Origin of the sequence: Corynebacterium glutamicum ATCC 13032 (genome assembly GCF_000011325.1) — a bacterium.
Taxonomy (GTDB): domain Bacteria; phylum Actinomycetota; class Actinomycetes; order Mycobacteriales; family Mycobacteriaceae; genus Corynebacterium; species Corynebacterium glutamicum.
In genome coordinates this window covers 2,864,852-2,890,602 of record NC_003450.3, presented here as the reverse complement: position 1 = coordinate 2,890,602, position 25,751 = coordinate 2,864,852, and the positions used below count along the sequence as shown (strand labels likewise).

Sequence of the window (25,751 nt, the reverse complement as noted above, 5' to 3'; positions counted from 1 at the left end):
GGGCGCCTACCGGGCAGAAGACGTGAGTGTCGTCCTACAAATATTTCAGGAGCACAAACACATGGCAAAGATCATCGCCTTTGATGAGGAAGCACGTCGTGGCCTAGAAAAGGGACTGAACACCCTGGCTGACGCTGTTAAGGTTACTTTGGGACCAAAGGGCCGTAACGTCGTTTTGGAAAAGGCTTGGGGTGCCCCAACCATTACCAACGATGGTGTCACCATCGCACGTGAGATCGAGCTTGAGGATCCTTACGAGAAGATCGGCGCAGAGCTGGTCAAGGAAGTCGCTAAGAAGACTGATGACGTCGCGGGCGATGGCACCACCACCGCTACCGTATTGGCACAGGCTCTGGTTCGGGAAGGCCTGCGCAACGTTGCTGCTGGCTCTAACCCAATGGGCATCAAGCGTGGCATCGAGAAGGCTGTTGCTCAGGTAACTGAGAAGCTGCTCGAGGCTGCGAAGGAAGTTGAGACCGAGGAGCAGATCGCTGCTACCGCTGGTATCTCCGCAGCTGACCCAGCTATCGGCGCACAGATTGCTAAGGCAATGTACGCAGTTGGCGGTGGCAAGCTGAACAAGGATTCCGTCATCACTGTTGAAGAGTCCAACACTTTCGGTGTTGAGCTCGAGGTTACTGAGGGTATGCGCTTTGATAAGGGCTACATCTCCGGTTACTTCGCAACTGACATGGAGCGCCTCGAGGCTGTTCTGGAAGATCCTTACATCCTGCTGGTTTCCGGCAAGATCTCCAACATCAAGGACCTGCTCCCACTGCTGGAGAAGGTCATGCAGTCCGGCAAGCCTTTGCTGATCATCTCTGAGGACGTCGAGGGCGAGGCTCTGTCCACCCTGGTTGTCAACAAGATCCGTGGCACCTTCAAGTCTGTTGCTGTTAAGGCTCCGGGCTTCGGCGACCGTCGTAAGGCTCAGCTGCAGGACATTGCTGTTCTGACCGGTGGCCAGGTCATTTCTGAAGAGGTTGGCCTCTCCCTTGAGACCGCTGATCTGCCACTTCTAGGCCAGGCACGCAAGGTTGTTGTCACCAAGGATGACACCACCATCGTTGACGGCGCAGGTTCTGAGGCTCAGATCGAAGGCCGCGTCAACCAGATCCGCGTTGAGATCGAGAACTCCGATTCCGACTACGACCGTGAGAAGCTCAACGAGCGTCTGGCTAAGCTTGCCGGCGGCGTTGCAGTGCTTAAGGTGGGCGCAGCTACCGAGGTTGAGCTCAAGGAGCGCAAGCACCGCATTGAGGATGCTGTCCGTAACGCTAAGGCAGCTGTTGAAGAGGGCATCGTTGCCGGCGGTGGCGTTGCGCTGCTGCAGGCTGCTCACGTCCTGGACAACGATCTTGAGCTTTCCGGCGACGAGGCAACCGGCGTTCGCATCGTCCGCGAGGCTCTGACTGCTCCTCTGAAGCAGATCGCTGCTAACGCTGGCCTCGAGCCAGGCGTTGTTGCTGACAAGGTTTCCCAGCTCCCACAGGGCGAGGGCCTCAACGCTGCAAACGGCGAGTACGTCGACCTCATGGCTGCGGGCATCAACGACCCAGTTAAGGTCACCCGCTCCGCACTCCAGAACGCTGCATCCATTGCAGCTCTGTTCCTGACCACTGAGGCTGTCGTTGCTGACAAGCCACAGCCTGCAGGCGCAGCTGGCATGCCAGGTGCAGACGAGATGGGCGGCATGGGCGGCTTCTAAGCCCCTCATTCGCGCACCTCAATTGCCCTCCCGCACGCTTTGCGGGAGGGCTTTTGCGTGTCAAAAGATATTGCTTTTCGACGTCTCCCCACACCTTCGGAGGGGCGTAAGGTGACATGCACGGCAACCTTCCGTTAACCTGCTAGACATCTCAAATCTTGATAAAAAAGACTAACTCCACACCTTTTTTCGACCACCCCACTTAGCCAATGGTGTAAATTACCCCCATATTAGGGTGTGTATGACAATCGCTTTTTTAAAGTTTCGCTTTAATCGAGCCGTTGTTAAGTAGTGTTACACCTTCATGGGGTTTAGCTGGAAAGTTTTCTCCCTGTTCACTTAAATATCTAACATTTCTGCAGGTCAAGATATATTTACGGGAAAAATCGTCAAATAATTCTTTGCTGAGTTTGGTTGAAAAGCACGCTGGGAAACTTTCCTGATTCGCCTTGACGTGTTGTCAAAATGTGATTGAATAATTGAGTGACGTCCTGAGGGCGTCAGCAAACTGGCAACCATCACCAGCTTTCTTTGCTGGTCCTCTCAAGGAGATTTCTCATGGATCTTTCCCTTCTCAAGGAAACCCTCGGCAACTACGAGACCTTCGGTGGCAACATCGGTACCGCTCTTCAGAGCATCCCAACCCTGCTCGATTCCATCCTTAACTTCTTCGACAACTTCGGAGATCTCGCTGACACCACCGGCGAGAATCTGGATAACTTCTCTTCCTAAGAGAAATCCGATTTGGCTGATTGGCTAAAATCCACAGCCTTCCCCCTTCCCCCTCATCTCAACTCTTAATAGGAGAATTTAAAATGGAAAACGTTTACGAGTTCCTTGGAAACCTTGATGTCCTTTCCGGCTCCGGCCTCATCGGCTACGTCTTCGACTTCCTCGGCGCTTCCAGCAAGTGGGCTGGCGCAGTTGCTGACCTCATCGGTCTGCTTGGCTAATTAACTTCGCCCACGGGCAAAGTTTTCAAAAACTCTGATCCATATGGATCAGAGTTTTTTCGTATCTGCCACCAGAAAGACGCCCCTTTGGCACGCCGAATTAGTCAATGGTGGGTAAACTTCCCATCATGGCTGAAACCAACGAAAATGATCTTCCAGTTATCGACCTTGCCCAAATCGAAGGCTATGTTGTAGATGACTCGGATGAAGATGATCCAGTACTTCTGCGTCCAGATGGAACCCCCATTGAAACCTGGCGCGAAGACTTCCCTTATGAAGAGCGCGTCACCCGCGAAGACTATGAGAAGGTCAAGCGCTCCCTCCAGATCGAGCTGCTGAAGTGGCAGAACTGGACCAAGGAAACTGGCCAGCGCCACATCATTTTGTTCGAAGGGCGTGACGCCGCTGGTAAGGGTGGCACCATTAAGCGCTTCAACGAACACCTGAACCCTCGTGGTGCCCGTACTGTTGCGTTGGAGAAGCCATCACCACGCGAATCCACCTCATGGTACTTCCAGCGCTATATTCAGCACTTCCCAGCTGCTGGCGAGATCGTTTTCTTTGACCGCTCTTGGTACAACCGTTCCGGCGTGGAGCGCGTCATGGGTTTCTGCACCGAATCACAGCATGCAGAGTTCCTGCGTGAGGTTCCAATGCTGGAAAACATGATCCTGGGCTCTGGTATCAGCTTGACCAAGTTCTGGTTCTCGGTGACCCGTAAAGAGCAGCGCACCCGTTTTGCTATCCGCCAGGTTGATCCTGTGCGTCAGTGGAAGCTTTCCCCAATGGACTTGGCTTCACTTGATCGCTGGGATGATTACACCCGCGCTAAGGAAGAGCAGTTCCGTTACACCGACACTGATGAGTCCCCGTGGATCACCATCAAGTCGAATGACAAGAAGCGTGCGCGTATCAACGCGATGCGTTATGTATTGTCCAAGTTTGATTACACCGACAAGGATTACGAGCTCGTTGGTGAGCCTGACCCTAAGGTTGTGCTTCGTGGGCGCGACCAGATCGGTGACTAGTCACTAGGCGGGCATGAAAAAACTCCCCAGCACCTTTCAGTAGAAGGTGCTGGGGAGTTTTTTATTTAAGTAAGCCCAATCGGTTGTGATCTAGTTCGGTGTTCTATGCTGCTGCGATCTCCTGGCAGATCTGAGGATCGCGATAAAACTTATATTTTTTCATCATGGCAAAGGCGCATTAATCCGACGACGAGCCAATGCGTTGTTTTGCGGCACCTGATCTAAGTCCAATTCGTTTTCACTTTGGGTTAGTTGCCACTTCACGGCCGTTGCCGGTTCAGGTGGAGACGATTGAACCAGGATTCTCTAAATGGGCAGTGGACAACTACTTGGCGGGTCTTAAATCAGCTGTGAAGGATTCTGCATAAGCTGGGCACCACACGAGCATCAGAACGCGAAACGAAGGTAAAAGCCCATGATCAAACGTCTTCCTTTAGGTCCGCTGCCTAAAGAACTTCATCAGACTCTGCTTGATCTGACCGCAAATGCCCAAGATGCGGCGAAAGTGGAGGTTATAGCGCCATTTACTGGCGAGACCCTCGGATTTGTTTTTGATGGTGATGAGCAAGACGTCGAGCATGCTTTTGCACTTTCAAGGGCAGCCCAGAAAAAGTGGGTGCACACCACGGCAGTGGAACGGAAGAAGATCTTCCTGAAGTTTCATGATCTGGTATTGAAAAACCGTGAGCTGCTCATGGACATCGTGCAGTTGGAAACAGGCAAAAATCGAGCATCGGCTGCCGATGAGGTGTTGGACGTTGCGATCACCACCCGCTTCTACGCAAACAATGCAGGAAAGTTTTTAAATGACAAGAAACGCCCCGGCGCGCTTCCGATCATCACGAAAAACACACAACAGTATGTGCCCAAGGGAGTGGTCGGGCAGATCACGCCGTGGAATTACCCTTTAACTTTGGGAGTATCTGATGCTGTTCCGGCGCTGCTGGCAGGAAACGCAGTGGTGGCTAAACCTGACCTCGCGACACCTTTCTCCTGCTTGATCATGGTGCACCTGCTCATTGAAGCCGGTCTGCCGCGTGATTTGATGCAGGTTGTCACCGGCCCTGGCGATATTGTTGGCGGTGCGATTGCAGCTCAGTGTGATTTCCTCATGTTCACTGGATCCACGGCCACGGGCCGGATCTTGGGTCGGACAATGGGTGAGCGTTTGGTGGGTTTCTCTGCGGAATTAGGCGGAAAGAACCCTCTTATTGTGGCCAAGGATGCAGATCTGGACAAGGTGGAAGCTGAGCTTCCGCAGGCGTGTTTTTCCAACTCGGGGCAATTGTGTGTCTCCACTGAACGTATTTATGTCGAGGAAGACGTGTACGAGGAGGTGATTGCACGGTTTAGCAAGGCGGCGAAAGCCATGTCCATTGGTGCCGGATTTGAGTGGAAATATGAGATGGGTTCGTTGATCAATCAGGCGCAGCTGGATCGGGTGAGCACCTTTGTTGATCAGGCTAAAGCTGCGGGCGCCACGGTGCTGTGCGGTGGCAAGTCACGCCCTGATATTGGTCCCTTCTTCTATGAGCCCACGGTATTGGCGGATGTCCCAGAGGGCACCCCACTGCTCACGGAGGAAGTCTTCGGGCCGGTGGTGTTCATCGAAAAGGTAGCCACACTGGAAGAAGCCGTCGATAAGGCAAATGGCACGCCCTACGGCCTGAATGCGTCCGTCTTTGGGTCGTCGGAAACCGGCAATCTTGTTGCAGGCCAGCTGGAAGCTGGCGGTATCGGTATTAATGATGGCTACGCCGCGACGTGGGCGAGCGTGTCCACGCCTCTGGGTGGCATGAAGCAGTCGGGGCTGGGGCACCGCCATGGTGCGGAGGGAATTACAAAATATGCGGAGATCCGAAACATCGCGGAGCAGCGCTGGATGTCTATGCGTGGGCCGGCCAAAATGCCGCGAAAGGTGTACTCAGACACCGTGGCCACAGCGCTAAAGCTGGGCAAAATCTTTAAAGTTTTGCCGTAGCAAAAAGCCGGACCCTTGCTTTAAGGATCCGGCTGATTGTTGTTATTTAAGAGTTGCTCCACGGCTCAATTGGGTTGCCTTGCCAGCGGGTATGCGCTGGTACCTTGTCGCCGCGCATCACCAGCGAGCCTGGGCCGATGGTGGCGGAGGCGTCGATAAGCGAAGCAGGAAGGGCAACGGAGTGGTCCGCTAGGGTGGCGCCGTCAGCGACGGTCACCGTATCTAGGCTCATCACGCGGTCCTGGAAGAGGTGGGTCTGCACGACCACGCCAGGGCCCACGGTTGCGCCCTTGCCGATGTAGCAGAGGTCGGTTTCCGGCAGCCAGTAGGATTCGATCCATGCGCCACGGCCGATGTGTGCGCCAAGCGCGCTCATGCCGGCGTTCAGCGCGCCGGTGCCCAGGTTGGGCACGAGGAACCATGGGCCAGCCACGGATTCCACGAACGCATCTTGCAGCTCATTCAGCCACACAAAGCGGCTGAAGAGAGGGTGCTCAGACGGCTTATGCTTGCCGACGCAAACCCACTTCATCACAACCGTAATGCCCATGGCGAGCACACCAACCGTCATGAGGATCAGTCCGCCAAGCAACCAGGTGATCCACATGTTGAACTCAGTGAGCAGGTACTGCATGAGCAGCAGTGACAGCGCAGCCAACACACCAGAGGTTATTGGAGCAAGCAGACGTGCGGTTTCCACCGCGCCACGTGCAAACTTCACACCAAAGCCAGGGCTGTAGGTCTTTGCTTCGCCCTCATCAACTTCGACAGTGACACGACGCATGCGCTCTGGAGGGGAACCCCACCAGTTGGAGTTGGCCTTAGCCTTCTTCGGGGTGGAGGAGAGCACTGCAACCAGGGAGTTCTTAGCGAGCTTGCGCTCAGGTCCTGCGATGCCAGAGTTACCAATGAAGGAACGCTTACCCACGCGGGTTTCACCACTGAGCAGCCAACCATTACCCAGCTCATAGCCACCGATGAGGGTGTCATCGGCCAGGAATGCGCCTTCGCGGATATCAGCCAGTTTAGGAACCATCACCGCGGTGGAGATCTCAACATCCTTGCCGATCTTCGCGCCCAAGCTGCGGAACCACAGTGGGGTCAGTTGGGATGCGTAGAGCGGGAAGAGATAGGTGCGGGCATCGTCCATGAGGCGTTGAACTGCCCAGACCTGCCAACCAAGACGGGACCTCACTGGTGCGGTGCCGCCCTTGATGCCGATCTGGATCAAACGGACAAGCACCCAGATGGTCACGGTGTAAGCAAAGAACGCAGCCAACGCGCCGACGGTAGCAAAAACCAGCACACCCCAGATCAGTGGAAGCGGGCTAATCGTGGCCAGCCACAAGGTGATAGCAGCGCCAATAGCGAGAGCCTGAAGTGGCAGCAGCGACAACACGATGGAGGTCGCGCCGAACACCGGAACCCACCGGGACCTGCGTGGAGGATGGGAGGTTGGGAAGCGGTGCTTTGCACGACCCACCTTTTGTGCAGGGGAGCCAGCCCAACGAGAACCAGGCTTGATGGTCTTATCACCAGTCACTGTTGAACCAGGCAGCAGGTGAGCGCCGGTGCCCACCACGGTGCCGGGAAGCAGGGTGGAACGAGCGCCGATACGAGCGTTGTCATGGACCTCAATGGTGCCTACACGCAGGATATCGCCGTCGAGCCAGTAGCCACGAAGGTCAACTTCTTGCTCGATGGAAACATTGTTGCCCAAGGTCAAAAGGCCAGTGATTGGTGGCAGGGAGTGAAGATCCACGCCCTTGCCCATCTTCACACCCAGGGAACGCGCGAAGTAGTTCACCCAGGTTGCGCCAGAAATATTGCGAGAGCCAGAGGCATCAGCAAGGCGCTCGGCGGACCAAATGCGCAGGTGAGTGGAACCGCCACGAGGGTAGGAGCCAGGAGTTATGCCACGGGTGATGATGCGGGCGCCCCAACCGCCGATCGGCAAGCGACCAATCGGGGTAGCGAACACCAAAATCATGCCGATGACAAGCCACCAGGAGACATGAACAGCCCAATCGAAATCAAGCGCTGCCATGATGTTGTTGCCCAACAGCAACCATGCAATCCACTGTGCTGCTTGCAGCGTCATGATCGGAATCTGGATGAGGGTCTGCATCACACGAGTGCCAAAAGAAACAGGCTTGACGACGCGCTCCTCCACCTGGTTTGGCGCCTCCAAAGAAATGCCAGTGTCGGCGGCGATAGCCTCGACACGCTCGGCGAATTTCTCCAAGCGAGGGTGATCGTAAAGATCACGCACCGCAGCGGTGGGAACCTTTGCACGTACCCGGCCAACCAAAGTCGCAGCCGCGAGAGAGGTACCGCCAAGGGAGAAGAAGTCGGCGTCTTTGCTGCTCACAGAAGTGCCGAGGATATCGACCCATTCCTGAGCAATCCAGGCTTCCGTTGCGCTGAGGTCATTAGCTTCCACCACGGTGCCAGGAAGAGGCCACGGCAAAGACTTCTTATCAACCTTGCCGGAGGTGGTGACAGGCAGATCATCCATCACGTGAATGCGCGGAACCAAAGCAGCAGGCATGGTTTCGGTGAGTCGGGCAGTCGCGACGTTGTGATCAAATCCAGCTGCAGCATCTTCCAAAGAAACGTATGCAACCAGAACTTTTTGATCCGCACCAGTGGTCTGAACAACCACTGCGGAGGAACGAACGTTGGAAAGCGCTGCCACATTGGCATCAACTTCACCGAGCTCGATGCGTCGACCGCCGATTTTCACCTGATCATCAACGCGGCCCACAAAGTAGAGGCCATCTTCTTCCAGACGAACGTGGTCACCGGAACGATAAGCGCGGGTCCAACCAACAGACTTCAGTGGCGCATACTTCTCGCGGTCTTTTTCTGGATCAAGGTAGCGTGCAAGACCCACACCACCGATGACCAATTCGCCGACCTCGCCGATTCCGACAGGTTCGCCGGCATCGTCGACAACAACAAGATCCCAACCAGCAAGTGGCAAACCAATGCCCACTGGCTGACCAGCATAGAGTTGAGTGCCACAGGCAACCACCGTTGCTTCGGTGGGGCCGTAAGTGTTCCACACCTCGCGGTCAGGCGTCGATAAGCGTTCAACGAGCTCCTGCGAGCAAGCCTCGCCGCCGACGATGAGCAAGCGGACCTGTGACAATGCTTCTGCTGGCCACAGACCAGCCAGAGTTGGGACGGTGGAGACGACACTGATGTCGCGGCGAATCAGCCATGGGCCCAAGTCCATACCGGAACGGACTAGGGAGCGTGGTGCTGGCACCAAGCAGGCGCCGTGGCCCCAGGCCAACCACATTTCCTCACAAGATGCGTCAAAGGCTACAGACAATCCCGCAAGGACTCGGTCTTCTGGGCCAAGGGGGCCGGAAGGGTGATCGACAAGGAACATTTGTGCTTCGGCATCCACGAAAGCCGCAGCTGAACGGTGGGACACAGCCACACCCTTAGGCTTGCCGGTGGAACCGGAAGTAAAGATAATCCACGCCGTATCATCCAAGCGTGGTCTACGGGTATCGCCGCCCGCGGTCGGGCGAAGCATATGGAAGCCGGTGGCGTCGAAAAGCGCATTAATATTTGCTTCACCAAACACCATCTCGGCGCGCTCTTCAGGATCATCTGCATCAACTGGCACGTAAGCAGCACCAGCAGCGAGAGTGGCCAAAATAGCGATGTAAAGGTCACGCGTACCAGACGGCATGCGAATACCGATGCGATCACCACGGCGAATGCCCTGTGCATGAATGGAATCAGCCAACGCGGTGACTTCTTCCATCAACTCTGCGTAGGTCAACACCTGGCCATCGTCAATAGCTGCTGCCTCAGGATAAGTAGAGGCGACGGATTCTAAGACGTCCCACAAAGTACGCTTCGGGGGCGCCTGGGCGGATCTCAGGAACTGTGCTGGAACACTGCTCAATGCCACGTTATATTTAGTCCTCTTCGGTGGAGATAATTGCTGCGGCCAATTTACGAAGGTGCTTCAACTGCTTGGACGTAGACTCATCCAACGCAGCATCCTCTGCCTCAAGCACAACTTTGTGCAGATCCGCCTGGGCGTTTTTTCCCTTCTTCGTTGACGCAACAATTTGGCGACGACGGTCTTTGGGATCACGTTCCCTTTTCGCCCAGCCGCGTACCTCAAGTGAGTCAACGAGTCTGACCATATCCGATGCATCAATGGCCAGCAGCTCACACAGAACTGACTGGCTTGCAGCGTCGGAATGAACCAGACATGTAAGCGTCCAGAATTCCCTCATCGTGGTCTCATGCTTGGCCAATTCGGCCTCAACATGGTCACGAGTGCGTCGTCGAAGTCGTTCAAGTTGATAGCTCGGAGATTCAAGCAACTCTGTGGGAATATCTGGATGCGTAGCCATGGGTATAAGCCTAACTCCAACAATGGGACTTCGCGAAACATGGGGATTTCCCACTATTTTGATTCTTGCCCTATTTCTGCAAAATTCCAGGTGAGGGTGTAATTTTTTAAATGGTCTGATCTAGAACTATGTTTGCAGTGAAATGAAAAATCTCGACTTCTACTTGAGGGTGGAGGTATCTGGGTTGGTGTGTTGGGGGCTTTGTAGGGCATGTAGGGGCTTTGTAGGGCGTGAAAAATCCCGGTATCTGACGTGAATTCAGATGCCGGGATCTTTTGCGGCGGGTTCTTATGCCTCGGTTGGCAATCCTGCAGCAACCCAGCCGTCGGTGCCACCGTTTACGTTGATGGCTTCAATTCCGCGCTGCTCAAGGTATTCGGCAACCTGAGCTGAGCGTCCACCCAGCTTGCAAATGACATAAATGTCGCGGTCCAGATCGATCTCATCGATGCGGCCAACGAACTCGCTCATAGGAATGTTGACGGCACCCTGTGCTCGAACCTCTGCGTATTCATCGGTCTCGCGGACATCGATCAACTGTGCGCCTGCTGGGACTTCGTTGACTGCTACTTCCTTCATTTGTGAAGAACTCCTTTGTTGAATAAATTCTTGAAATAGTTTGTCCCCACAGGCTAGTCGTCGCTTCTTGTGATTGCGAGGAGTCCGGCGATTTCGTTAGAGTTTGGTCTTGTGTGCTGCCTCACACCCCCAATTAGGGCCGGGTATTTAGCGCGCTCGCCGAGGGTTTCGGCCTTTTAACTAGCATGGTGTATAGATCCATGCGGTCGACCTTGCGCCTGACCGTCCACTTTTTTAGGGACTAGGAGTACAGCATGAGCACACCACAAAGCATCGTCATTATCGGCGGCGGTTTAGCCGGAGCGAAAACCGCAGAGGCACTACGTGTAAACGGGTATGAAGGCTCCATCACGCTCATCGCAGCAGAGGATTATCTGCCATATGAGCGCCCACCGCTGTCAAAGGAGTACATGGCTGGAAAAGTGGGCTTTGACAAGGCGATTGTTCACCCGGCGGAGTGGTACAAAGAAAACAATGTCACGCTGCGTCAAGGTGTGCGTGCAACGGCAATTGATGCGGGTTCACGCCAAGTCACCGTTGATGATGGCGGAAACACTGAGACCATTAACTACGACAAACTAGTTCTTGCTACTGGATCAGCAGTGCGCAAACTTCCAATTCCGGGAGCCGACGCCTCTAATGTGCACTACCTGCGCACCGTGGAAGACTCTGACGCGATCAAGGCAACCTTCGGTGAAGGTAAAAAGCTGGTCCTCATCGGTGGTGGCTGGATCGGACTCGAAGTCGCATCAGCGGCACGAGGAGCTGGCACTGACGTCACTGTTTTGGAAGGTGGAAAGCTCCCACTTTTGAAAGTCCTTGGTGAAACGGTCGCGCAAGTCTTTGCCGATCTGCATGTGGCAAACGGCGTTGACCTGCGCACCGAAGTGAAAATTACGGACATCGTCACCGAAGATGGACGTGCAGTTGGCGTGCGACTTGATGACGGCGAAGTGGTTCCCGCAGACGCAGTAGTCATTGGCATCGGTGTCACCCCAGTGATTGACCTAGCGGAAACTGCTGGACTGGAAATCGACAATGGTGTTTTGGTGGACGCAGCACTGCGTACCAGCGACCCGGATATCTACGCAGTTGGAGACATTGCGAACCACGATCACCCAGTTCTAGGACACCGCATCCGCGTGGAGCACTGGGCCACCGCGTTGAATCAACCTGCGGCTGCGGTGAAATCCCTACTTGGCAAAGACGCCGAGTTTACCAACCTTCCGTACTTCTTTACAGATCAATTCGATCTGGGTTGTGAATACGTCGGCCACGCCACCGGTTCGCAGGAGAAGGTATTCATCCGTGGAAACCTTGAAACACGAGAATTTGTCGCCTTCTGGGTTGATACTGAAAACCGAATTCTCGCCGCAATGAACGTGAATGTGTGGGATGTTCCTGATCAAATCAAGCCTCTCATCGCATCAGGAAAGAGCGTTGACACCGAGAAGCTAGTGGATCCAGAAGTTCCGTATTCAGAGCTCTAAGCAGTGTGTTTGATGGCCGCGCTGCCCTTTTGCAAAGAGGGGAGGCGTGGCCTTTTCTTGTCTGGGGCGGAGTGGGTTGGAAATCACTCTTGCATTTTTTGAAAGAATTGATCTAGAGCAAATTTCAGTTGCATAAGCAATAGTCCATCAGGGTTGTTATTCCAGGCACTGGAAGCAAAACCTGGTCTTCAAATGCTGAATCTGCCTCCTTTTTTGAGGATGCGTTTTAGCCAACGGTGGCCAGGTTTTTTGCATTTCAGAAACAGATGGAAAGCAGTCCTTAAAGGTTTTTAGGGAGGTCCATCATGGCCACAAAAGTGGATTATCAAGCCCTTTCGGGTGAGATAATGTCGCGCATCGGTGGGGAAGAAAATGTTTTTCAGTTGTTCACTACGCAACGCGTTTAAGGTTTGTACTCAAAGATCGCGCCAAAGTGAACGGTGACGATATCAAGAAGCTGCCAGGTGTTATCACCGTTGTGGAATCCGGTGGTCAGTTCCAAGTTGTGATTGGAAACAACGTTCCTTAGGTTTACGCAGCACTACCGGCATCGATCACTGCGGATTCAGAGGGCGCTGCGCAAGGTGGAGGTTCTGGAAACTGTCTCGGCAAAGCAGTGGATATCGTGTCTTCCATCTTTGCTCCGATTCTGGGACCCATGGCTGGTGTTGGTATCCTCAAAGGCCTTCTAGCTGTTGCAGCTGCAGCGCACTCGGTGGATACGACATCCACGACCTATCAAATTCTTTATGCTGCAGGCGATGCCTTTTCATGTTCTTGGCAGTCATTTTGGCGATTACTGCGGCTCGTAAATTCGGTGCCAATGTCTTTACATCAGTCGCACTCGCTGGTGCATTGCTGCACACACAGCTTCAGGCAGTAACCGTGTTGGTTGACGGTGAACTCCAGTCGATGACTCTGGTGGCTTTCCAAAAGGCTGGTAATGACGTCACCTTCCTGGGCATTCCAGTGGTGCTGCAGTTGGCGTTGCATGTAGCGAGTTTGATGAAGTTGTCGCGATAAGAGGAGGGGCGTGTCGGTCTGTAGGATTGGCTCGTACCGAACTTAGAAAACTCATGGGAGTTTCGCATGAATATCACGTGGCTTATCCTGGCCGGTGTTTTAGCCATCATCGCTGTCGTGTTCTTTTATCTTTCAGCACAGAAGAAAAAGAGCGAACCGCAGCCTCCTCGTCAGCGTCAAGATCCTCTGAAATTTGCCGACGGATCCGACACTTTTAATGCCCGCATTTTGGGTCCTGGAGCAATTATTTCCCGCGGTGGCGTGGATTATGTCTGCCGCGGAGCCATCCAGTTCCGTCAAGGCCAATACATTTGGCACGAGTATCTACTCGACGGTGGCAAAGGCAGTGAGTACCTGAGCGTGGAATACGATGAGGGCCAACTCAACCTCGGATGGTGGATTACCCGCCCTGACCTGGCACAACAGCCCGCACATGATGTCACCGTGGAGGGCGTTCGCTACCGTAAAACCGAATCTGGCGTGGGCACCTTCACCTCCGAAGGCACCACCGGCGTGGCTGATCAAGGTGAATTTGAATACTGGGATCTCGCCGAAGTTGGCGGAAACAGGTTGCTCAGTTTTGAACGCTACGGCAAAGACAGTCCATTTGAAGTATCGCTCGGGTGGACGGTGCTGCCCGGCGAACTCACCGTTTACCCAGCACCAGAGGCCTCATGATTCATCACATCGATTGCATGCCTACAGATGTCTCCGCCGAAGCGCTCGGCGTGAGCTGGAATGGGGAATCGCCGGAGGTGCTCGTCGATAAGCTTATCGACGCATCCCCACACCCCAGCACCTGCCATTTAGCGGTGATTGGCGGCTCGCATGTGGTTACCGTTGAAACGCCCGATGGGCGTTTCCGGGAAGAAATTTCCTGCCATGCACAAGAAGCGGAAGATTCCCGCTGGCCGCTGCCCGACAGCATCACGCGGGAAAACTACCTGCTGCAAACCAACGTCGCCGTGCTGTCTGAGGAAGATTTTGCCCGCGCAGCCGAAGAAATCTCCAACGGCGACGACGACTGGTTGATCGCCAGTTTCCCCGGCGCCGGCGAACACCACCTCACCGCGCTGACCGCAGAATTTCTGGAAGACGTATGGGAATGGTTTAGCCACCACCTCTACCCAGAAGAGCTCACCATCGTGAGCACGAGGAGCATTTACAAACCATGAGCTCCCGAAACTACCGAAGCATAGGATTCATCCTGCTGTTTTTAGCAGTGTTGTGCCTGTTCGCTGCGGTTTTTGCCAAGCCTGCGGTGGGAAGCCAAGTCTCCGACCGCTGGCCCGGAAACAACGGCACCTACTCATGCGCTGGCGAAAGTGGGGTGGTGGATGAAATCGTGAACATGTCCACCCCAACCGACCGCGCCACCGACCCCGCAACTGGCGATACTTACCTGCGATACAGCAAAAACCTGATCATCATCTCAGGTGAAGGCACGCCGGAATGCACCATCACCGTCGAAGGCCTTGACCGCGTCAACAGTGGTGCGTTCATCTGGCTCGGCGGCGGTTTCGGCCCATCCTCACCAAGCAGTTCCAGCGGCGGATCCTCCGGTTCCGGCGGTGGCGTGAAATAGAAAGAACACTATGAGTCAATATCTTGTCGACGGAGTGCTCGGCACCCTTTCATATTTCGTGTTGGCCGCAGTGATCCTCGTGGTCGGTTTTGTGATTTTGGACTTGATCACCCCAGGTAAACTGCATGAACTCGTGTTTGTGCACCATCTGCCCAACGCCGCTGTGATCACCGTGGCGCAGCAGGTTTCCATCGGAATCATCGTGGTCACTGCTGTGCTGACCTCCTCAGATATTTTGAGTGAAGGTTTGCTGGAGACTGCAGTGTTCGGTGCCCTTGGTCTGGTTATCCAAGTGGTGGTCATGGCGGTGTTGGAAGCTGTCATTCCGGGACGTTTCCGTGATCTCGTGGAAGATCCCAAACTCCGTTCCGGTGCCGTCGTGGCCGCCGTCATCTTGATCGTGGTGGGAACCGTAAACGCTGCATGTCTGATTTAGGACCCATCTGGCGCTGGCTGTTATTAGTTTCCGTCTCCATTTGTGCGGCATCGGGGCTGGTCTATGAGCTAGCCCTGGTATCGCTTTCCACCAGCTTGAACGGTGGCGGAATTGTAGAAACCTCCCTCATCGTCGCAGGTTATGTAGCTGCCCTTGGACTTGGTGCACTGCTGGTCAAGCCGTTTCTCAACTGGCCTGCGCAAACCTTCCTCGGTGTGGAAACCCTCCTTGGACTTATTGGTGGTTGTTCCGCGCTGGTGCTGTATTTCACCTTCGCGACCATCGGCCAATCCCTGTGGATTCTGGTGATTGCCACCGCTGCAATTGGCATCCTGGTCGGCGCTGAACTTCCACTGCTGATGACCATGATCCAGCAAGGCCGCCTCGCCGACGCCAAAACCACAGGATCTCTGGTTGCCACCTTGAATGCTGCTGATTACCTTGGCGCACTTTTAGGTGGCCTGGCCTGGCCTTTTGTGTTGCTGCCGTGGCTTGGCATGATGCGCGGTGCCGCAGCAGCCGGAATGATCAACCTCGTTGCAGCACTATTCGTGGGCTGTGTGCTGCTGCGACATTTGCTTCCGCGCACCCACTTCTTCGTATCCGTGGTGGCGCTTCTTCTCGCGATCGCAGCGCTAGCCACCGTGTTGGTGAAATCCGACGGGATCGTTGCCACCGCCCGCGCACAGCTCTACCGCGACCCCGTGATCTATTCACACCAATCTGACTACCAAGACATCGTAGTGACAGAACGAGGCAAAGACCGACGCCTCTACCTCAATGGCGGTTTGCAGTATTCCACTCGTGACCAGCATAGATATACAGAATCACTGGTGTATCCAAGCCTTAATCCAGAGGCAGAATCGGTGTTAATCATCGGCGGTGGCGATGGCCTCGCAGCACGGGAACTCCTCCGATTCCCATCAATGCAGATCACCCAAGTTGAATTAGACCCAGAAGTCATCGAAGTAGCCAACACAGTGCTGCGCTCTGACAATGGGGGAGCGATGGAAGATCCCCGCGTCTCCATCATCGTTGACGACGCTTTCACCTGGCTGCGCTCCGGCGGAAATAATGGCGAAACTTACGATTCCATCATCATCGATCTTCCCGACCCAAACAACGACACCATGGCCAGGCTGTATTCAGAAGAGTTCTACACCTTGGCCCGAGCACGACTGAACGAACAAGGCCGCATGGTGGTGCAATCCTCCAGCGCCTACACCACTCCAGATGTGTTCTGGCGAGTTGGAGCAACCTTGAAATCGGCGGGCTGTGAACAAGTCATCCCATATCACGTGCATGTTCCCACATTTGGCGACTGGGGCTTCCAACTGTGTGGCCCTGCCGACATGGAATTAGAGCTTCGGGAAGACACCCCGCCACTGACTTTCCTTAATGATGAAGTTCTGGTGGCTGCTGGGGTGTTTGGGTTGGATAATCAGCCTCGTGAATTGGAACCTTCCACGCTGGATCATCCCCGCGTGGTGGAGGATCTGCGCAAGGGATACCGCGAATCAGGCGACTAGCTGCAACGATGCGCTGTGTGGCGATGTAAGCGATCGGTATCTTCGAATGAGTATTTGTATCGGGATGGGTGTGAAAGTCCCTTAAATCGCATTCTGTGATGGTGTGATTTTTGGGGTTTGAGCTGGAATTCTGGCTGACTTTTGGAAAGCCAGACAGGCGTGCCCACGAAGGTCCAAAATGAGTTTCGTGGGCATCTGTGACTGGTTTCGAGGTCTTGAAACCAAACCACGATGCCCACGAATCATGAAAATGGATTTGGTGGGCACCGTGGTTTGATCGCGGCACTCGAATGCTGAATCAGGCGGGGCTCGGGCCAGACCAGTGGGACAAAGAATCTGAAAATCCGACATCTTTGTCACATGTGCCAGGTTTTGCGGAGTTGAAGAGCCGCGGACACCCCTCCCAGCCCAAGCGAGCATGCAAAAAGCTGCGCACCCCACCTAAACAAACCGGAAAACCGGAATCGCAGGGATGCGCAGCTCTTAATTTACAAAAGACTTATGCCTTGTAGCGGTCGATTGCCTCAGCGTGGATCTTTTCAGCCTCAGCCTTGTCGCCCCAGCCGGAACCGTCAACGTGCTTGCCCTTTTCCAGGTCCTTGTAGTGGACGAAGAAGTGCTCGATCTCATCCTTGAGGAAATCGGACACGTCGGAGATGTCCTGGATGTGGTCGTAGCGTGGGTCGTCGAGAACGGAGAGCAGCTTGTCGTCGCCGCCGGCTTCGTCGGTCATCTTGAAAACACCGATGATTCGGGACTTAACCACAACTGCTGGAAAAACGGACTCGGGGAGGATGACCAGTGCATCCAATGGGTCGCCGTCTTCGCCGAGGGTGTGGTCGATGTAGCCGTAGTCCAGTGGGTATGCCATTGGAGTGAACAGGTAGCGGTCGAGGTAGACCTTTCCGGTCTCGTGGTCGATTTCGTACTTGTTGCGTGATCCCTTAGGGATTTCGACGGTTACTTCGATGCTCATAGGTATTTCTCCCGGGTTGAAATTAGTTACTGCCCTTGAATTCTAGCGTGTTCAAAAATAAACGAGACCCGGGGCAAGGAAATCCTCGAAAATTTTGGAACCGCGCGTATGGTTCGTGCGTGAGACGACGGTCGATATAAGGTTGGAGTCCTGATATCGCAAGAAGAATCGCAAGAAAATTTGCAGGAGAAGGAGCGCCCATGAAAAATGCGTGGTGGGTTGGCTCATCGGTTGGTGTACTGATTGCAGTGGGGGCTGTCATCGGTGGTGGCGTGTGGGTGAATCATTCTGGTTTTGGTTTGGATCACCCGGAGCCCATGTCGGTGGAGATGCCTGAGCAGCTGTTTTCTTCTGCGATTGATCCGGATGCTTTGGAAGCCCCAGATTTTGCCACTTTGGAGAAGGATTTGACCTCGCAGGCTGCGGATTCTCGGTTGGGCACTTTTGTCGGTGTTGCCAGGGATGTGGAATCTGGTGAGGTGGTGTGGGAGCAGAATCAGGGGACTGCGGTGAGGCCGGCGTCGGCGACGAAGATTTTGACGGCGGCGGTGGCGTTGTATGAGCTTGGCCGTGAGGACACCATCACAACGAAGGTTGTTGAGGGGGAGCAGCCGGGAACGGTGGTGATTAAGGCGGGTGGTGATGTCACGTTGAGTGAGGAGATGCTCGATGATTTGGCCACCCAGCTTGAGGGGCAAGATATTGGCACTGTGTTGATCGATACGTCTATTTGGCCTGATGAGGGCTTTGCTAGTACGTGGGATCCAGTGGATGTTGATGCTGGTTATATCGCTGATGTGGAGCCCGCGATGATTGAGGCTGCCCGCATTGGTGGGTCGGAGGGGGATCTGCCGAGGTCTCATACTCCGGCGTTAGATGTTGCGCAGGCGTTGGCGGATCGTGTCGGCGCGGACACCGTAGATGAGGGCAGCGCTCCGGACAAAACCGTGCTGGCATCCGTGGAGTCTGACACGTTGGATCAGCGTCTTGCTCGGATGATGAAGGATTCTGACAATGTGATGGCAGAGGGTATCGCTAAGGAAGTGGCCGCGTCGAAGGATTTGGCTACCGATTCGGCGAGTACCTCGAAGATGACGTTGGAGATTCTCAAGGACAAGGGCTTCGATTTGAGTGGCGTGTCCATTGTGGATAATTCGGGTTTGAGCTTTGACAACCTCATCACGCCCCGCCTGCTTGATGATATTTTGACCCGCGCCGCCACGGAACCTGAGTTGAGTTCACTATTGACATCGCTGCCTATCGCGCATGGAACCGGAACCTTGGAGGATCGCTACGACGGACTCTCAGGTGCGGGTTGGGTGCGGGCGAAAACTGGCACTCTGACGGATACATCGGCATTGGCAGGGGTGGTGACCTCGGAGTCGGGGCGTGTGTTTACCTTTGCTTTTGTGTCTAATGGTTCCGCGATTGTGCCGGCGCGTGAGGCTTTGGATGAGATGGCGTCGATTCTGAGGGACTTTTAAGGTGGCATCCCTCATCGGGAATCTTGAGCTGCCTAGGGTAAGCCCTAATTTCTTGGAATTACGCAAGGCGGTGCGCCCTTACCTGAAAGAGCATGTGCACATTGGGTTGTCGGGCGGGCCGGATTCATTGGCGCTGGTGGCTGCTGTGCTCGCGGAGAAATCCCAGGTAACGGCGATTTGTATCGATCATAATCTGCAGACCGGTTCTGCTGAAGTCACGCACAACGCTGCTGCGATGGCGCGCCACATGGGCGCACAGGCGATCGTGAAGAGCATCGAGGTCGCGCCGGGGGAGGGGATGGAGGCCGCCGCCAGGGAGGCTCGGTACGCGGCTTTTGCGCAGCTCACCGATGAGATTTGGGTGGCGCACACCATGGATGATCAAGCCGAGACCTATCTCCTTGGCGGTTTGCGGGGGAATCCCGCGGGCATGAAAGATGCTTCTCGACGCCCCGAGCTATCCATTATTCGACCCCTTCTGGGGGCTCGGCGTGCGCACACGCACGGGGCGTGCGTGGAGTTGGGGTTGAAACCGTGGCACGATCCGCAAAATTTTGACGATGCCTTTCGGCGGGTAGCCATCCGAAACCAGGTGATTCCTCTTCTTGCGCAGGTGCACGGGGGAGACCCTGTACCTGGTTTGGCACTTGCGGCGCGACGCGCTGTGGAGGATGCCGAAGTGGTGGAGGGCGACGTCGAGAAGCGGCGTTTAGAGTGGCAGGACGGTTTTCCTGTGACGTTGGCCGGGGAACCTACGGGCCTTAGGCGACGCATGTTGGCGGATTTTTTGCGTGGGGAAGGCATCGCTGTGACCTCGAGGAAACTCGACGCCATTGACCGATTGCTCACCGATTGGCGCGGACAGGGTGGCGTAGCCGTGGGTAAAAGCGATAATGGAAGGTTGGAAGTGGTGCGGCAAAGTGGCAAGCTTAAGATCACTGATTGACACCTGAATCTACAACACAAGGGGAACGCGACGATGAGCAACAACGTAGAAATGGCCGACCACAAAGATCTCAATGTTCCAGCCAACCCATACGGCACCGACATTGAATCAGTATTGATCAGCGAAGAGAAGCTCAAGCAGCGCATCGCCGAAATGGCCAAGCGCGTCTCCGAAGAGTTCAAAGACGCCGAAGAAGACCTCATCCTGGTGTGCGTGCTCAAGGGCGCGTTCTACTTCCTGGCAGATTTCTCCCGCATGCTCGACATCCCCACCCAGTCCGAGTTCATGGCGGTGTCCTCTTACGGAAACTCCACCTCCTCTTCAGGCGTGGTGCGCATCCTCAAGGACCTGGACAAGGAAATTGAAGGCCGCGACGTTTTGATCGTGGAAGACATCATCGATTCCGGACTGACCCTGTCCTGGCTGATGCGCAACCTGAAAAACCGCAACCCTAAGTCCCTCAACGTGATCACCTTGCTGCGTAAGCCAGAGCGCCTGACCACCAACATCGACATGTTCGACATTGGATTTGATATTCCAAATGAGTTTGTTGTGGGCTACGGACTTGATTTCGCAGAACGCTACCGCGACCTGCCATATGTGGGCACCCTCGAGCCTCACGTGTACTCCGACTAGTAATCAAAAGTGCGAAAGAGGGAACGTTTTGGCCCTCAACTTCGTTTGATTAGTTGTCTAGTAGATCCCTTTTATTCGATTCCGAGAAAGGCACGGGCAAAACGGCCTTAGTTGAGCCGGTTGCCACTGCGTATGAAAAACAAGAAATACCTGCAGTTCGGCGGTATCGCAGCCGTAATCCTCATCGTTCTGTTCTTGGTGTCCCTGTTTAGCAGTGACACCAGGAACTTCCAGGAGGTCGATACCTCTGTTGCGATGGCACAGCTTGACGCCGGAAACGTCGCCGAAGCTCAAATCGATGACAGGGAACAGCGCGTCCGACTGACCTTGCGTGAACCCATCACGGTGGATGAACGCGAAGGCGTTGAAGAGATCCTCGCGCAGTACCCAGCTCGTACCGCGCCAGCGATCTTTGAGAAGGTGGAAGCATCCAACACTGATTCCTATACCACCAATGTGACGCAGGAGAGCTTCCTGATGTCCATGCTGAGCTTCATCCTGCCGATGGTGATCATCTTCGGTTTGCTGATGTTCTTCCTCACCCGCATGCAGGGTGGTGGCATGTTTGGCATCGGTGGATCCAAGGCCAAGCAGCTGACCAAGGATATGCCCACCAACACCTTCGCGGATGTTGCTGGCGCTGAAGAAGCAGTGGATGAACTCCATGAGATCAAGGACTTCCTGGAAGACCCCACCCGCTACGAAGCCCTCGGAGCGAAAATCCCTCGTGGTGTGCTGCTTTACGGCCCTCCCGGTACTGGTAAAACCCTGCTGGCTCGTGCCGTAGCTGGTGAGGCTGGCGTGCCGTTCTACTCAATTTCCGGTTCTGACTTTGTGGAAATGTTCGTCGGTGTTGGTGCCTCGCGTGTGCGTGATCTGTTTAAGCAGGCCAAGGAAAACAGTCCCTGCATCATCTTCGTCGATGAGATCGATGCGGTTGGTCGCGCCCGTGGCTCAGGAATGGGTGGCGGACACGATGAGCGTGAACAGACCCTGAACCAGTTGCTCGTTGAGATGGATGGCTTTGGTGATCGTCAAGGCGTCATTCTGATGGCTGCTACCAACCGCCCAGATGTTCTTGACCCAGCGCTGCTGCGTCCTGGCCGTTTCGACCGCCAGATCCCAGTCACCAACCCTGACCTACGCGGCCGTGAACAGATCCTGGAAGTTCACGCCAAGGGTAAGCCTTTCGCACCCGATGCAGATATCAAGGCATTGGCAAAGCGCACCGCCGGCATGTCCGGCGCTGACCTGGCAAACGTGCTTAACGAAGCCGCGCTGCTAACCGCCCGCGTGGGTGGCAACGTGATCACCGCCGACGCTCTGGAAGAAGCAACCGACCGCGTTGTCGGTGGACCACGTCGCTCCGGCAAGGTGATTTCCGAGAAGGAAAAGAAGGTCACCGCCTACCACGAAGGTGGACACACCCTGTCCGCATGGGCGTTGGAAGACATCGAGCGCGTCTACAAGGTCACCATCTTGGCCCGCGGTCGCACCGGCGGTCACGCCATGACTGCCCAAGAAGATGACAAGGGCATGTACAACCGCAACGAATTGTTCGCCCGCCTGGTCTTTGCCATGGGTGGACGCTCCGCGGAAGAACTAGTCTTCGGCGAACCCACCACCGGCGCCTCCGCCGATATTGAAATGGCCACCAAGATCGCCCGATCCATGGTGACCGAATATGGCATGTCCCCAGCTGTCGGCATGGTGAAATACGGCCAAGAACAGGGCGACCCATTCTCCGGACGCGGTGGCGGTGGAAACTTGGACCACTCCCAAGAAGTCGCAGCAACCATCGACACCGAAGTCCAGTTCCTCCTGGACAAAGCCCATGAAGTGTCCTACTCCATCCTGGCTGAATACCGCGACCACCTGGACCGCCTCGCGGAAAAACTCCTGGAAAAGGAAACCCTGCGACGCCCAGACCTCGAAGCGCTTTTCGACGACATCGTCCCACGCAAGGTCGCCGAAGTCTTCCCCGACGAGTCCACACGATTCCCTCGCCAAGAAAACCGCGAACCAGTAAAAACCCCAGTGGAGCTCGCACTGGAACGTGGCGAAGAACCACCAAAGAAGTTCTCCATTCTTGAGGCCTCCCGCGCAACCCGCGAACGCCGTCGCAAGGAATTGGAAGCTCAGGGTAAGTTGCCGGTGCAGCCTGCGTCTTCTGCCGGCGTGGCACCTGCGGCCGGAGCAGCTGCCGGATCCTATGGCACCCCACCTCCAGCTGATTGGAGCGTGCCCGGTTCCGCTGGAAAGCACCGCTCACGTGCAGAAGAACAGCCAGCTGAGCAGGGCTTCCCGGCTCAGACCCCGGCACAAGCTCCTGAGCAGTCCCCTGATTCAAGTGGCGGCCGCCCCAACCCTTACGCGACTCCAACCGCATCCGGTGAGCACCCTGGTATGAAGGCCTATGGCTTCGGCGATTCCGAACTCATGGACCAATCAACAGGTGCGGAACATACCCCAGGTAACGTTTCACAGGAATCCCCAACCGAAATGATCGGGTTCCGTTTGCCGGATCATGAACGTTCGGACTACCCAGAAAAGGCGCAAAAAGAGTCGGTGCTGGATGCTTCTGAAACCACAGAAATGCCTGTCGTTCCAGATCAGCCCATCGATGGTGATTCCGGGAAGTCCGCTGAGGGCACACAGGAGAATCCGGAAAATGAAGGAGACAACCGTGGATAACCACGCTGCAGTTCGCGAGTTCGATGAGGAGCGCGCAACAGCTGCGATTCGTGAGTTGCTCATCGCTGTGGGTGAGGATCCAGATCGCGAAGGCCTGTTGGAAACCCCAGCTCGAGTGGCTAGGGCGTACAAGGAAACTTTCGCGGGTCTGCATGAGGATCCCACCACTGTGCTGGAGAAGACGTTCTCTGAGGGCCATGAAGAGTTGGTTCTGGTTCGTGAGATCCCGATTTACTCCATGTGTGAGCACCACTTGGTGCCGTTCTTTGGCGTGGCGCACATTGGTTACATTCCGGGTAAGTCCGGCAAGGTGACTGGCCTGTCCAAGCTGGCGCGTTTAGCGGATATGTTTGCTAAGCGACCTCAGGTTCAGGAGCGCTTGACCTCCCAAATTGCGGATGCTCTCGTCGAAAAGCTTGATGCCCAGGCCGTGGCCGTGGTGATTGAAGCTGAGCACCTGTGCATGGCCATGCGCGGAATCCGTAAGCCTGGTGCTGTGACCACGACGTCTGCGGTGCGCGGCGGTTTTAAGAACAACGCTGCCTCCCGCGCTGAGGTGTTCTCCCTGATTCGGGGGCACTAAATGAACGTATCCTCTTTGACCATCCCGGGACGCTGTTTGGTCATGGGAATTGTCAATGTCACTGAGGATTCCTTTTCGGACGGTGGCAAGTACATTGACGTTGATCAGGCGATCGCGCATGCCAAGGAATTGGTGGCTGCTGGCGCCGACATGATTGATGTCGGCGGCGAGTCCACCCGGCCTGGGGCAGTGCGCGTCGACGCGTCCGTGGAACGGGACCGGGTTGTGCCGGTCATTAAGGCGCTTCACGACGCCGGCATCCACACTTCCGTAGACACCATGCGGGCCTCCGTGGCGCAGGCTGCCGCGGGCGCTGGCGTCTCCATGATCAACGACGTCTCTGGCGGTTTGGCTGATCCTGAGATGTTTTCTGTCATGGCGGAAGCGCAAATTCCCGTGTGTTTGATGCACTGGCGCACCCTCCAATTCGGTGATGCCGCAGGTCAGGCAGATCACGGTGGAGACGTTGTAGCCGATGTGCACGCAGTGCTTGATGATCTTGTCGCCCGCGCCACCGCTGCTGGTGTGGCCGAAAACCAGATCGTGCTTGATCCAGGTTTGGGTTTTGCCAAATCACGTGAAGACAACTGGCGTTTGCTGCAAGCACTGCCCGAGTTTATTTCTGGACCTTTCCCCATCCTGGTGGGAGCATCCCGGAAGCGATTCCTGGCTGGCGTGCGCAAAGACCGTGGCCTAGATGTCACCCCCATTGATGCCGACCCAGCAACCGCAGCGGTGACCGCAGTGTCTGCACATATGGGAGCATGGGGTGTGCGCGTGCACGATGTCCCAGTATCAAGGGACGCTGTTGATGTTGCCGCATTGTGGCGAAGTGGAGGAACTCACCATGGCTGATCGTATTGAACTTAAAGGCCTTGAATGCTTCGGACACCACGGTGTGTTCGACTTTGAAAAAGAGCAAGGCCAGCCCTTCATTGTGGATGTCACCTGCTGGATGGATTTCGATGCCGCAGGTGCCAGCGATGACCTTTCCGACACCGTAGATTACGGCGCGTTGGCATTGTTGGTTGCTGAAATCGTGGAAGGCCCATCCAGGGATTTGATCGAGACGGTGGCCACGGAATCTGCGGATGCTGTGATGGCTAAATTTGATGCGCTTCATGCGGTGGAAGTAACCATCCATAAGCCCAAAGCACCGATCCCACGTACTTTTGCTGACGTCGCGGTGGTTGCCCGACGTTCCAGGAAATCCATGGCTGCTGGAAGGAGCAACGCCTAATGCATGCAGTTTTGTCCATCGGTTCCAACATGGATGATCGCTACGCGCTGCTCAACACAGTGATCGAGGAATTCAAAGATGAGATCGTGGCGCAGTCTGCGATCTACTCAACCCCACCGTGGGGCATTGAGGATCAGGATGAATTCCTCAACGCAGTGCTCGTTGTTGAGGTTGAAGAAACCCCCATCGAGTTGCTGCGCCGTGGCCAAAAACTCGAAGAAGCCGCCGAGCGGGTCCGCGTCCGCAAATGGGGGCCACGCACCCTCGATGTGGATATCGTGCAGATCATTAAAGATGGGGAAGAGATCCTTTCTGAGGATCCCGAACTGACCTTGCCACACCCTTGGGCTTGGCAGCGTGCCTTCGTGTTGATCCCTTGGTTGGAAGCAGAACCTGATGCCGTCCTGCACGGCACGACCATTGCAGAACATGTGGATAATCTTGATCCCACAGACATTGAAGGTGTCACCAAGATTTAAGGAGTCGTGGCTT

Annotated in this window: 24 protein-coding genes; 20 read left to right on the top strand and 4 right to left on the bottom strand. The window is 55.3% G+C overall.

What is annotated here, in order from left to right:
- Positions 1-61 precede the first annotated feature (61 nt).
- The 5 genes from groL (at position 62) to CGL_RS13525 (ending at position 5,670) form a co-directional block, all read left to right on the top strand.
- Positions 62-1,708, top strand: a complete 1,647-nt coding sequence (groL, locus tag CGL_RS13545) for a chaperonin GroEL (RefSeq protein WP_003862917.1) — start codon at positions 62-64, stop codon at positions 1,706-1,708.
- A 558-nt stretch (positions 1,709-2,266) separates the two neighbouring features.
- Positions 2,267-2,440: a PorH family porin gene (locus tag CGL_RS13540; protein WP_011265995.1), complete on the top strand. Its 174-nt coding sequence runs from the start codon at positions 2,267-2,269 to the stop codon at positions 2,438-2,440.
- An 83-nt stretch (positions 2,441-2,523) separates the two neighbouring features.
- Positions 2,524-2,661 (top strand): PorA family porin, encoded by a 138-nt coding sequence (locus CGL_RS13535; RefSeq protein WP_011265994.1) that lies wholly within the window; start codon positions 2,524-2,526, stop codon positions 2,659-2,661.
- Between the two features lie 128 nt (positions 2,662-2,789).
- Entirely contained in the window at positions 2,790-3,689 is a 900-nt protein-coding gene (gene ppk2, locus CGL_RS13530) for a polyphosphate kinase 2 (protein WP_003862924.1), read from the top strand.
- Positions 3,690-4,104: 415 nt separating this feature from the next.
- Positions 4,105-5,670, top strand: coding sequence for a succinic semialdehyde dehydrogenase (locus tag CGL_RS13525; RefSeq protein ID WP_011015326.1), 1,566 nt, complete (start codon positions 4,105-4,107; stop codon positions 5,668-5,670).
- A 46-nt stretch (positions 5,671-5,716) separates the two neighbouring features.
- Here the strand turns inward: CGL_RS13525 and CGL_RS13520 are convergent, their stop codons facing one another.
- The 3 genes from CGL_RS13520 to CGL_RS13510 all read right to left on the bottom strand — a co-directional run bounded on the left by CGL_RS13520 (position 5,717) and on the right by CGL_RS13510 (position 10,637).
- Positions 5,717-9,604 carry a Pls/PosA family non-ribosomal peptide synthetase gene (locus CGL_RS13520; protein ID WP_011015325.1) on the bottom strand — a complete coding sequence of 1,296 codons (3,888 nt, stop codon included), beginning with the start codon at positions 9,602-9,604 and terminating at the stop codon, positions 5,717-5,719.
- A gap of 7 nt (positions 9,605-9,611) precedes the next feature.
- The gene (locus CGL_RS13515; RefSeq protein ID WP_011015324.1) at positions 9,612-10,058 is read right to left on the bottom strand and encodes a MarR family winged helix-turn-helix transcriptional regulator; all 447 of its coding nucleotides are present in this window, start codon (positions 10,056-10,058) and stop codon (positions 9,612-9,614) included.
- 288 nt (positions 10,059-10,346) lie between these two features.
- Positions 10,347-10,637 carry a rhodanese-like domain-containing protein gene (locus CGL_RS13510; protein ID WP_003862931.1) on the bottom strand — a complete coding sequence of 97 codons (291 nt, stop codon included), beginning with the start codon at positions 10,635-10,637 and terminating at the stop codon, positions 10,347-10,349.
- A 254-nt stretch (positions 10,638-10,891) separates the two neighbouring features.
- Here CGL_RS13510 and CGL_RS13505 point away from each other — a divergent pair, with 254 nt between their 5' ends.
- The 7 genes from CGL_RS13505 (at position 10,892) to CGL_RS13465 (ending at position 16,700) form a co-directional block, all read left to right on the top strand.
- Positions 10,892-12,127, top strand: a complete 1,236-nt coding sequence (locus CGL_RS13505; protein ID WP_011015323.1) for an NAD(P)/FAD-dependent oxidoreductase — start codon at positions 10,892-10,894, stop codon at positions 12,125-12,127.
- 771 nt (positions 12,128-12,898) lie between these two features.
- Positions 12,899-13,150 (top strand): hypothetical protein, encoded by a 252-nt coding sequence (locus CGL_RS15745; protein ID WP_003862939.1) that lies wholly within the window; start codon positions 12,899-12,901, stop codon positions 13,148-13,150.
- A gap of 66 nt (positions 13,151-13,216) precedes the next feature.
- A complete protein-coding gene (locus CGL_RS13485) occupies positions 13,217-13,828 on the top strand; it encodes a DUF4178 domain-containing protein (protein WP_003862941.1) in 612 nt (203 codons plus the stop codon).
- Positions 13,825-14,325, top strand: coding sequence for a DUF2617 family protein (locus CGL_RS13480; RefSeq protein WP_003853776.1), 501 nt, complete (start codon positions 13,825-13,827; stop codon positions 14,323-14,325). The genes CGL_RS13485 and CGL_RS13480 overlap by 4 nt, the downstream gene beginning before the upstream one ends.
- Positions 14,322-14,735 (top strand): DUF4247 domain-containing protein, encoded by a 414-nt coding sequence (locus tag CGL_RS13475; protein WP_003853779.1) that lies wholly within the window; start codon positions 14,322-14,324, stop codon positions 14,733-14,735. Before CGL_RS13480 ends, CGL_RS13475 begins: the two co-directional genes overlap by 4 nt.
- A 10-nt stretch (positions 14,736-14,745) precedes the next feature.
- Positions 14,746-15,171: a DUF350 domain-containing protein gene (locus CGL_RS13470; protein ID WP_011015321.1), complete on the top strand. Its 426-nt coding sequence runs from the start codon at positions 14,746-14,748 to the stop codon at positions 15,169-15,171.
- On the top strand, positions 15,159-16,700 hold the full coding sequence (locus CGL_RS13465) for a polyamine aminopropyltransferase (RefSeq protein WP_003862946.1): 1,542 nt from the start codon (positions 15,159-15,161) through the stop codon (positions 16,698-16,700). Before CGL_RS13470 ends, CGL_RS13465 begins: the two co-directional genes overlap by 13 nt.
- Positions 16,701-17,199: 499 nt before the next feature.
- On the opposite strand, the gene CGL_RS13460 is transcribed toward CGL_RS13465, so the two are convergent.
- Complete coding sequence (locus CGL_RS13460) at positions 17,200-17,676, bottom strand: inorganic diphosphatase (RefSeq protein ID WP_011015320.1); 477 nt, start codon at positions 17,674-17,676, stop codon at positions 17,200-17,202.
- 200 nt (positions 17,677-17,876) lie between these two features.
- On the opposite strand from CGL_RS13460, the gene dacB reads away from it, so the two are divergent.
- The 8 genes from dacB (at position 17,877) to folK (ending at position 25,738) form a co-directional block, all read left to right on the top strand.
- The gene (gene dacB / locus CGL_RS13455; protein WP_011015319.1) at positions 17,877-19,160 is read left to right on the top strand and encodes a D-alanyl-D-alanine carboxypeptidase/D-alanyl-D-alanine endopeptidase; all 1,284 of its coding nucleotides are present in this window, start codon (positions 17,877-17,879) and stop codon (positions 19,158-19,160) included.
- A 1-nt stretch (position 19,161) separates the two neighbouring features.
- Positions 19,162-20,106 carry a tRNA lysidine(34) synthetase TilS gene (gene tilS, locus CGL_RS13450; RefSeq protein WP_011015318.1) on the top strand — a complete coding sequence of 315 codons (945 nt, stop codon included), beginning with the start codon at positions 19,162-19,164 and terminating at the stop codon, positions 20,104-20,106.
- A gap of 51 nt (positions 20,107-20,157) precedes the next feature.
- The gene (hpt, locus tag CGL_RS13445) at positions 20,158-20,742 is read left to right on the top strand and encodes a hypoxanthine phosphoribosyltransferase (RefSeq protein WP_006285928.1); all 585 of its coding nucleotides are present in this window, start codon (positions 20,158-20,160) and stop codon (positions 20,740-20,742) included.
- 132 nt (positions 20,743-20,874) lie between these two features.
- Positions 20,875-23,436, top strand: coding sequence for an ATP-dependent zinc metalloprotease FtsH (gene ftsH, locus CGL_RS13440; RefSeq protein ID WP_011015317.1), 2,562 nt, complete (start codon positions 20,875-20,877; stop codon positions 23,434-23,436).
- Positions 23,414-24,019, top strand: coding sequence for a GTP cyclohydrolase I FolE (gene folE / locus CGL_RS13435; protein WP_011015316.1), 606 nt, complete (start codon positions 23,414-23,416; stop codon positions 24,017-24,019). The genes ftsH and folE overlap by 23 nt, the downstream gene beginning before the upstream one ends.
- A complete protein-coding gene (gene folP, locus CGL_RS13430) occupies positions 24,020-24,874 on the top strand; it encodes a dihydropteroate synthase (protein WP_003853803.1) in 855 nt (284 codons plus the stop codon). It begins immediately after the preceding gene.
- Positions 24,867-25,259, top strand: coding sequence for a dihydroneopterin aldolase (gene folB, locus CGL_RS13425; protein WP_003853806.1), 393 nt, complete (start codon positions 24,867-24,869; stop codon positions 25,257-25,259). The genes folP and folB overlap by 8 nt, the downstream gene beginning before the upstream one ends.
- On the top strand, positions 25,259-25,738 hold the full coding sequence (gene folK, locus CGL_RS13420; RefSeq protein ID WP_011015314.1) for a 2-amino-4-hydroxy-6-hydroxymethyldihydropteridine diphosphokinase: 480 nt from the start codon (positions 25,259-25,261) through the stop codon (positions 25,736-25,738). Before folB ends, folK begins: the two co-directional genes overlap by 1 nt.
- Positions 25,739-25,751: the final 13 nt, after the last annotated feature.

Excerpts from the sequence above, each read along its gene's own strand:
- groL (WP_003862917.1), top strand. The coding sequence starts at position 62 with ATGGCAAAGATCATCGCCTTTGATGAGGAAGCACGTCGTGGCCTAGAA.
- CGL_RS13540 (WP_011265995.1), top strand. The coding sequence starts at position 2,267 with ATGGATCTTTCCCTTCTCAAGGAAACCCTCGGCAACTACGAGACCTTC.
- CGL_RS13535 (WP_011265994.1), top strand. The coding sequence starts at position 2,524 with ATGGAAAACGTTTACGAGTTCCTTGGAAACCTTGATGTCCTTTCCGGC.
- ppk2 (WP_003862924.1), top strand. The coding sequence starts at position 2,790 with ATGGCTGAAACCAACGAAAATGATCTTCCAGTTATCGACCTTGCCCAA.
- CGL_RS13525 (WP_011015326.1), top strand. The coding sequence starts at position 4,105 with ATGATCAAACGTCTTCCTTTAGGTCCGCTGCCTAAAGAACTTCATCAG.
- CGL_RS13515 (WP_011015324.1), bottom strand. The coding sequence starts at position 10,058 with ATGGCTACGCATCCAGATATTCCCACAGAGTTGCTTGAATCTCCGAGC.
- CGL_RS13510 (WP_003862931.1), bottom strand. The coding sequence starts at position 10,637 with ATGAAGGAAGTAGCAGTCAACGAAGTCCCAGCAGGCGCACAGTTGATC.
- CGL_RS13505 (WP_011015323.1), top strand. The coding sequence starts at position 10,892 with ATGAGCACACCACAAAGCATCGTCATTATCGGCGGCGGTTTAGCCGGA.
- CGL_RS15745 (WP_003862939.1), top strand. The coding sequence starts at position 12,899 with ATGTTCTTGGCAGTCATTTTGGCGATTACTGCGGCTCGTAAATTCGGT.
- CGL_RS13485 (WP_003862941.1), top strand. The coding sequence starts at position 13,217 with ATGAATATCACGTGGCTTATCCTGGCCGGTGTTTTAGCCATCATCGCT.
- CGL_RS13480 (WP_003853776.1), top strand. The coding sequence starts at position 13,825 with ATGATTCATCACATCGATTGCATGCCTACAGATGTCTCCGCCGAAGCG.
- CGL_RS13475 (WP_003853779.1), top strand. The coding sequence starts at position 14,322 with ATGAGCTCCCGAAACTACCGAAGCATAGGATTCATCCTGCTGTTTTTA.
- CGL_RS13470 (WP_011015321.1), top strand. The coding sequence starts at position 14,746 with ATGAGTCAATATCTTGTCGACGGAGTGCTCGGCACCCTTTCATATTTC.
- CGL_RS13465 (WP_003862946.1), top strand. The coding sequence starts at position 15,159 with ATGTCTGATTTAGGACCCATCTGGCGCTGGCTGTTATTAGTTTCCGTC.
- CGL_RS13460 (WP_011015320.1), bottom strand. The coding sequence starts at position 17,676 with ATGAGCATCGAAGTAACCGTCGAAATCCCTAAGGGATCACGCAACAAG.
- dacB (WP_011015319.1), top strand. The coding sequence starts at position 17,877 with ATGAAAAATGCGTGGTGGGTTGGCTCATCGGTTGGTGTACTGATTGCA.
- hpt (WP_006285928.1), top strand. The coding sequence starts at position 20,158 with ATGGCCGACCACAAAGATCTCAATGTTCCAGCCAACCCATACGGCACC.
- ftsH (WP_011015317.1), top strand. The coding sequence starts at position 20,875 with ATGAAAAACAAGAAATACCTGCAGTTCGGCGGTATCGCAGCCGTAATC.
- folE (WP_011015316.1), top strand. The coding sequence starts at position 23,414 with ATGAAGGAGACAACCGTGGATAACCACGCTGCAGTTCGCGAGTTCGAT.
- folP (WP_003853803.1), top strand. The coding sequence starts at position 24,020 with ATGAACGTATCCTCTTTGACCATCCCGGGACGCTGTTTGGTCATGGGA.
- folB (WP_003853806.1), top strand. The coding sequence starts at position 24,867 with ATGGCTGATCGTATTGAACTTAAAGGCCTTGAATGCTTCGGACACCAC.
- folK (WP_011015314.1), top strand. The coding sequence starts at position 25,259 with ATGCATGCAGTTTTGTCCATCGGTTCCAACATGGATGATCGCTACGCG.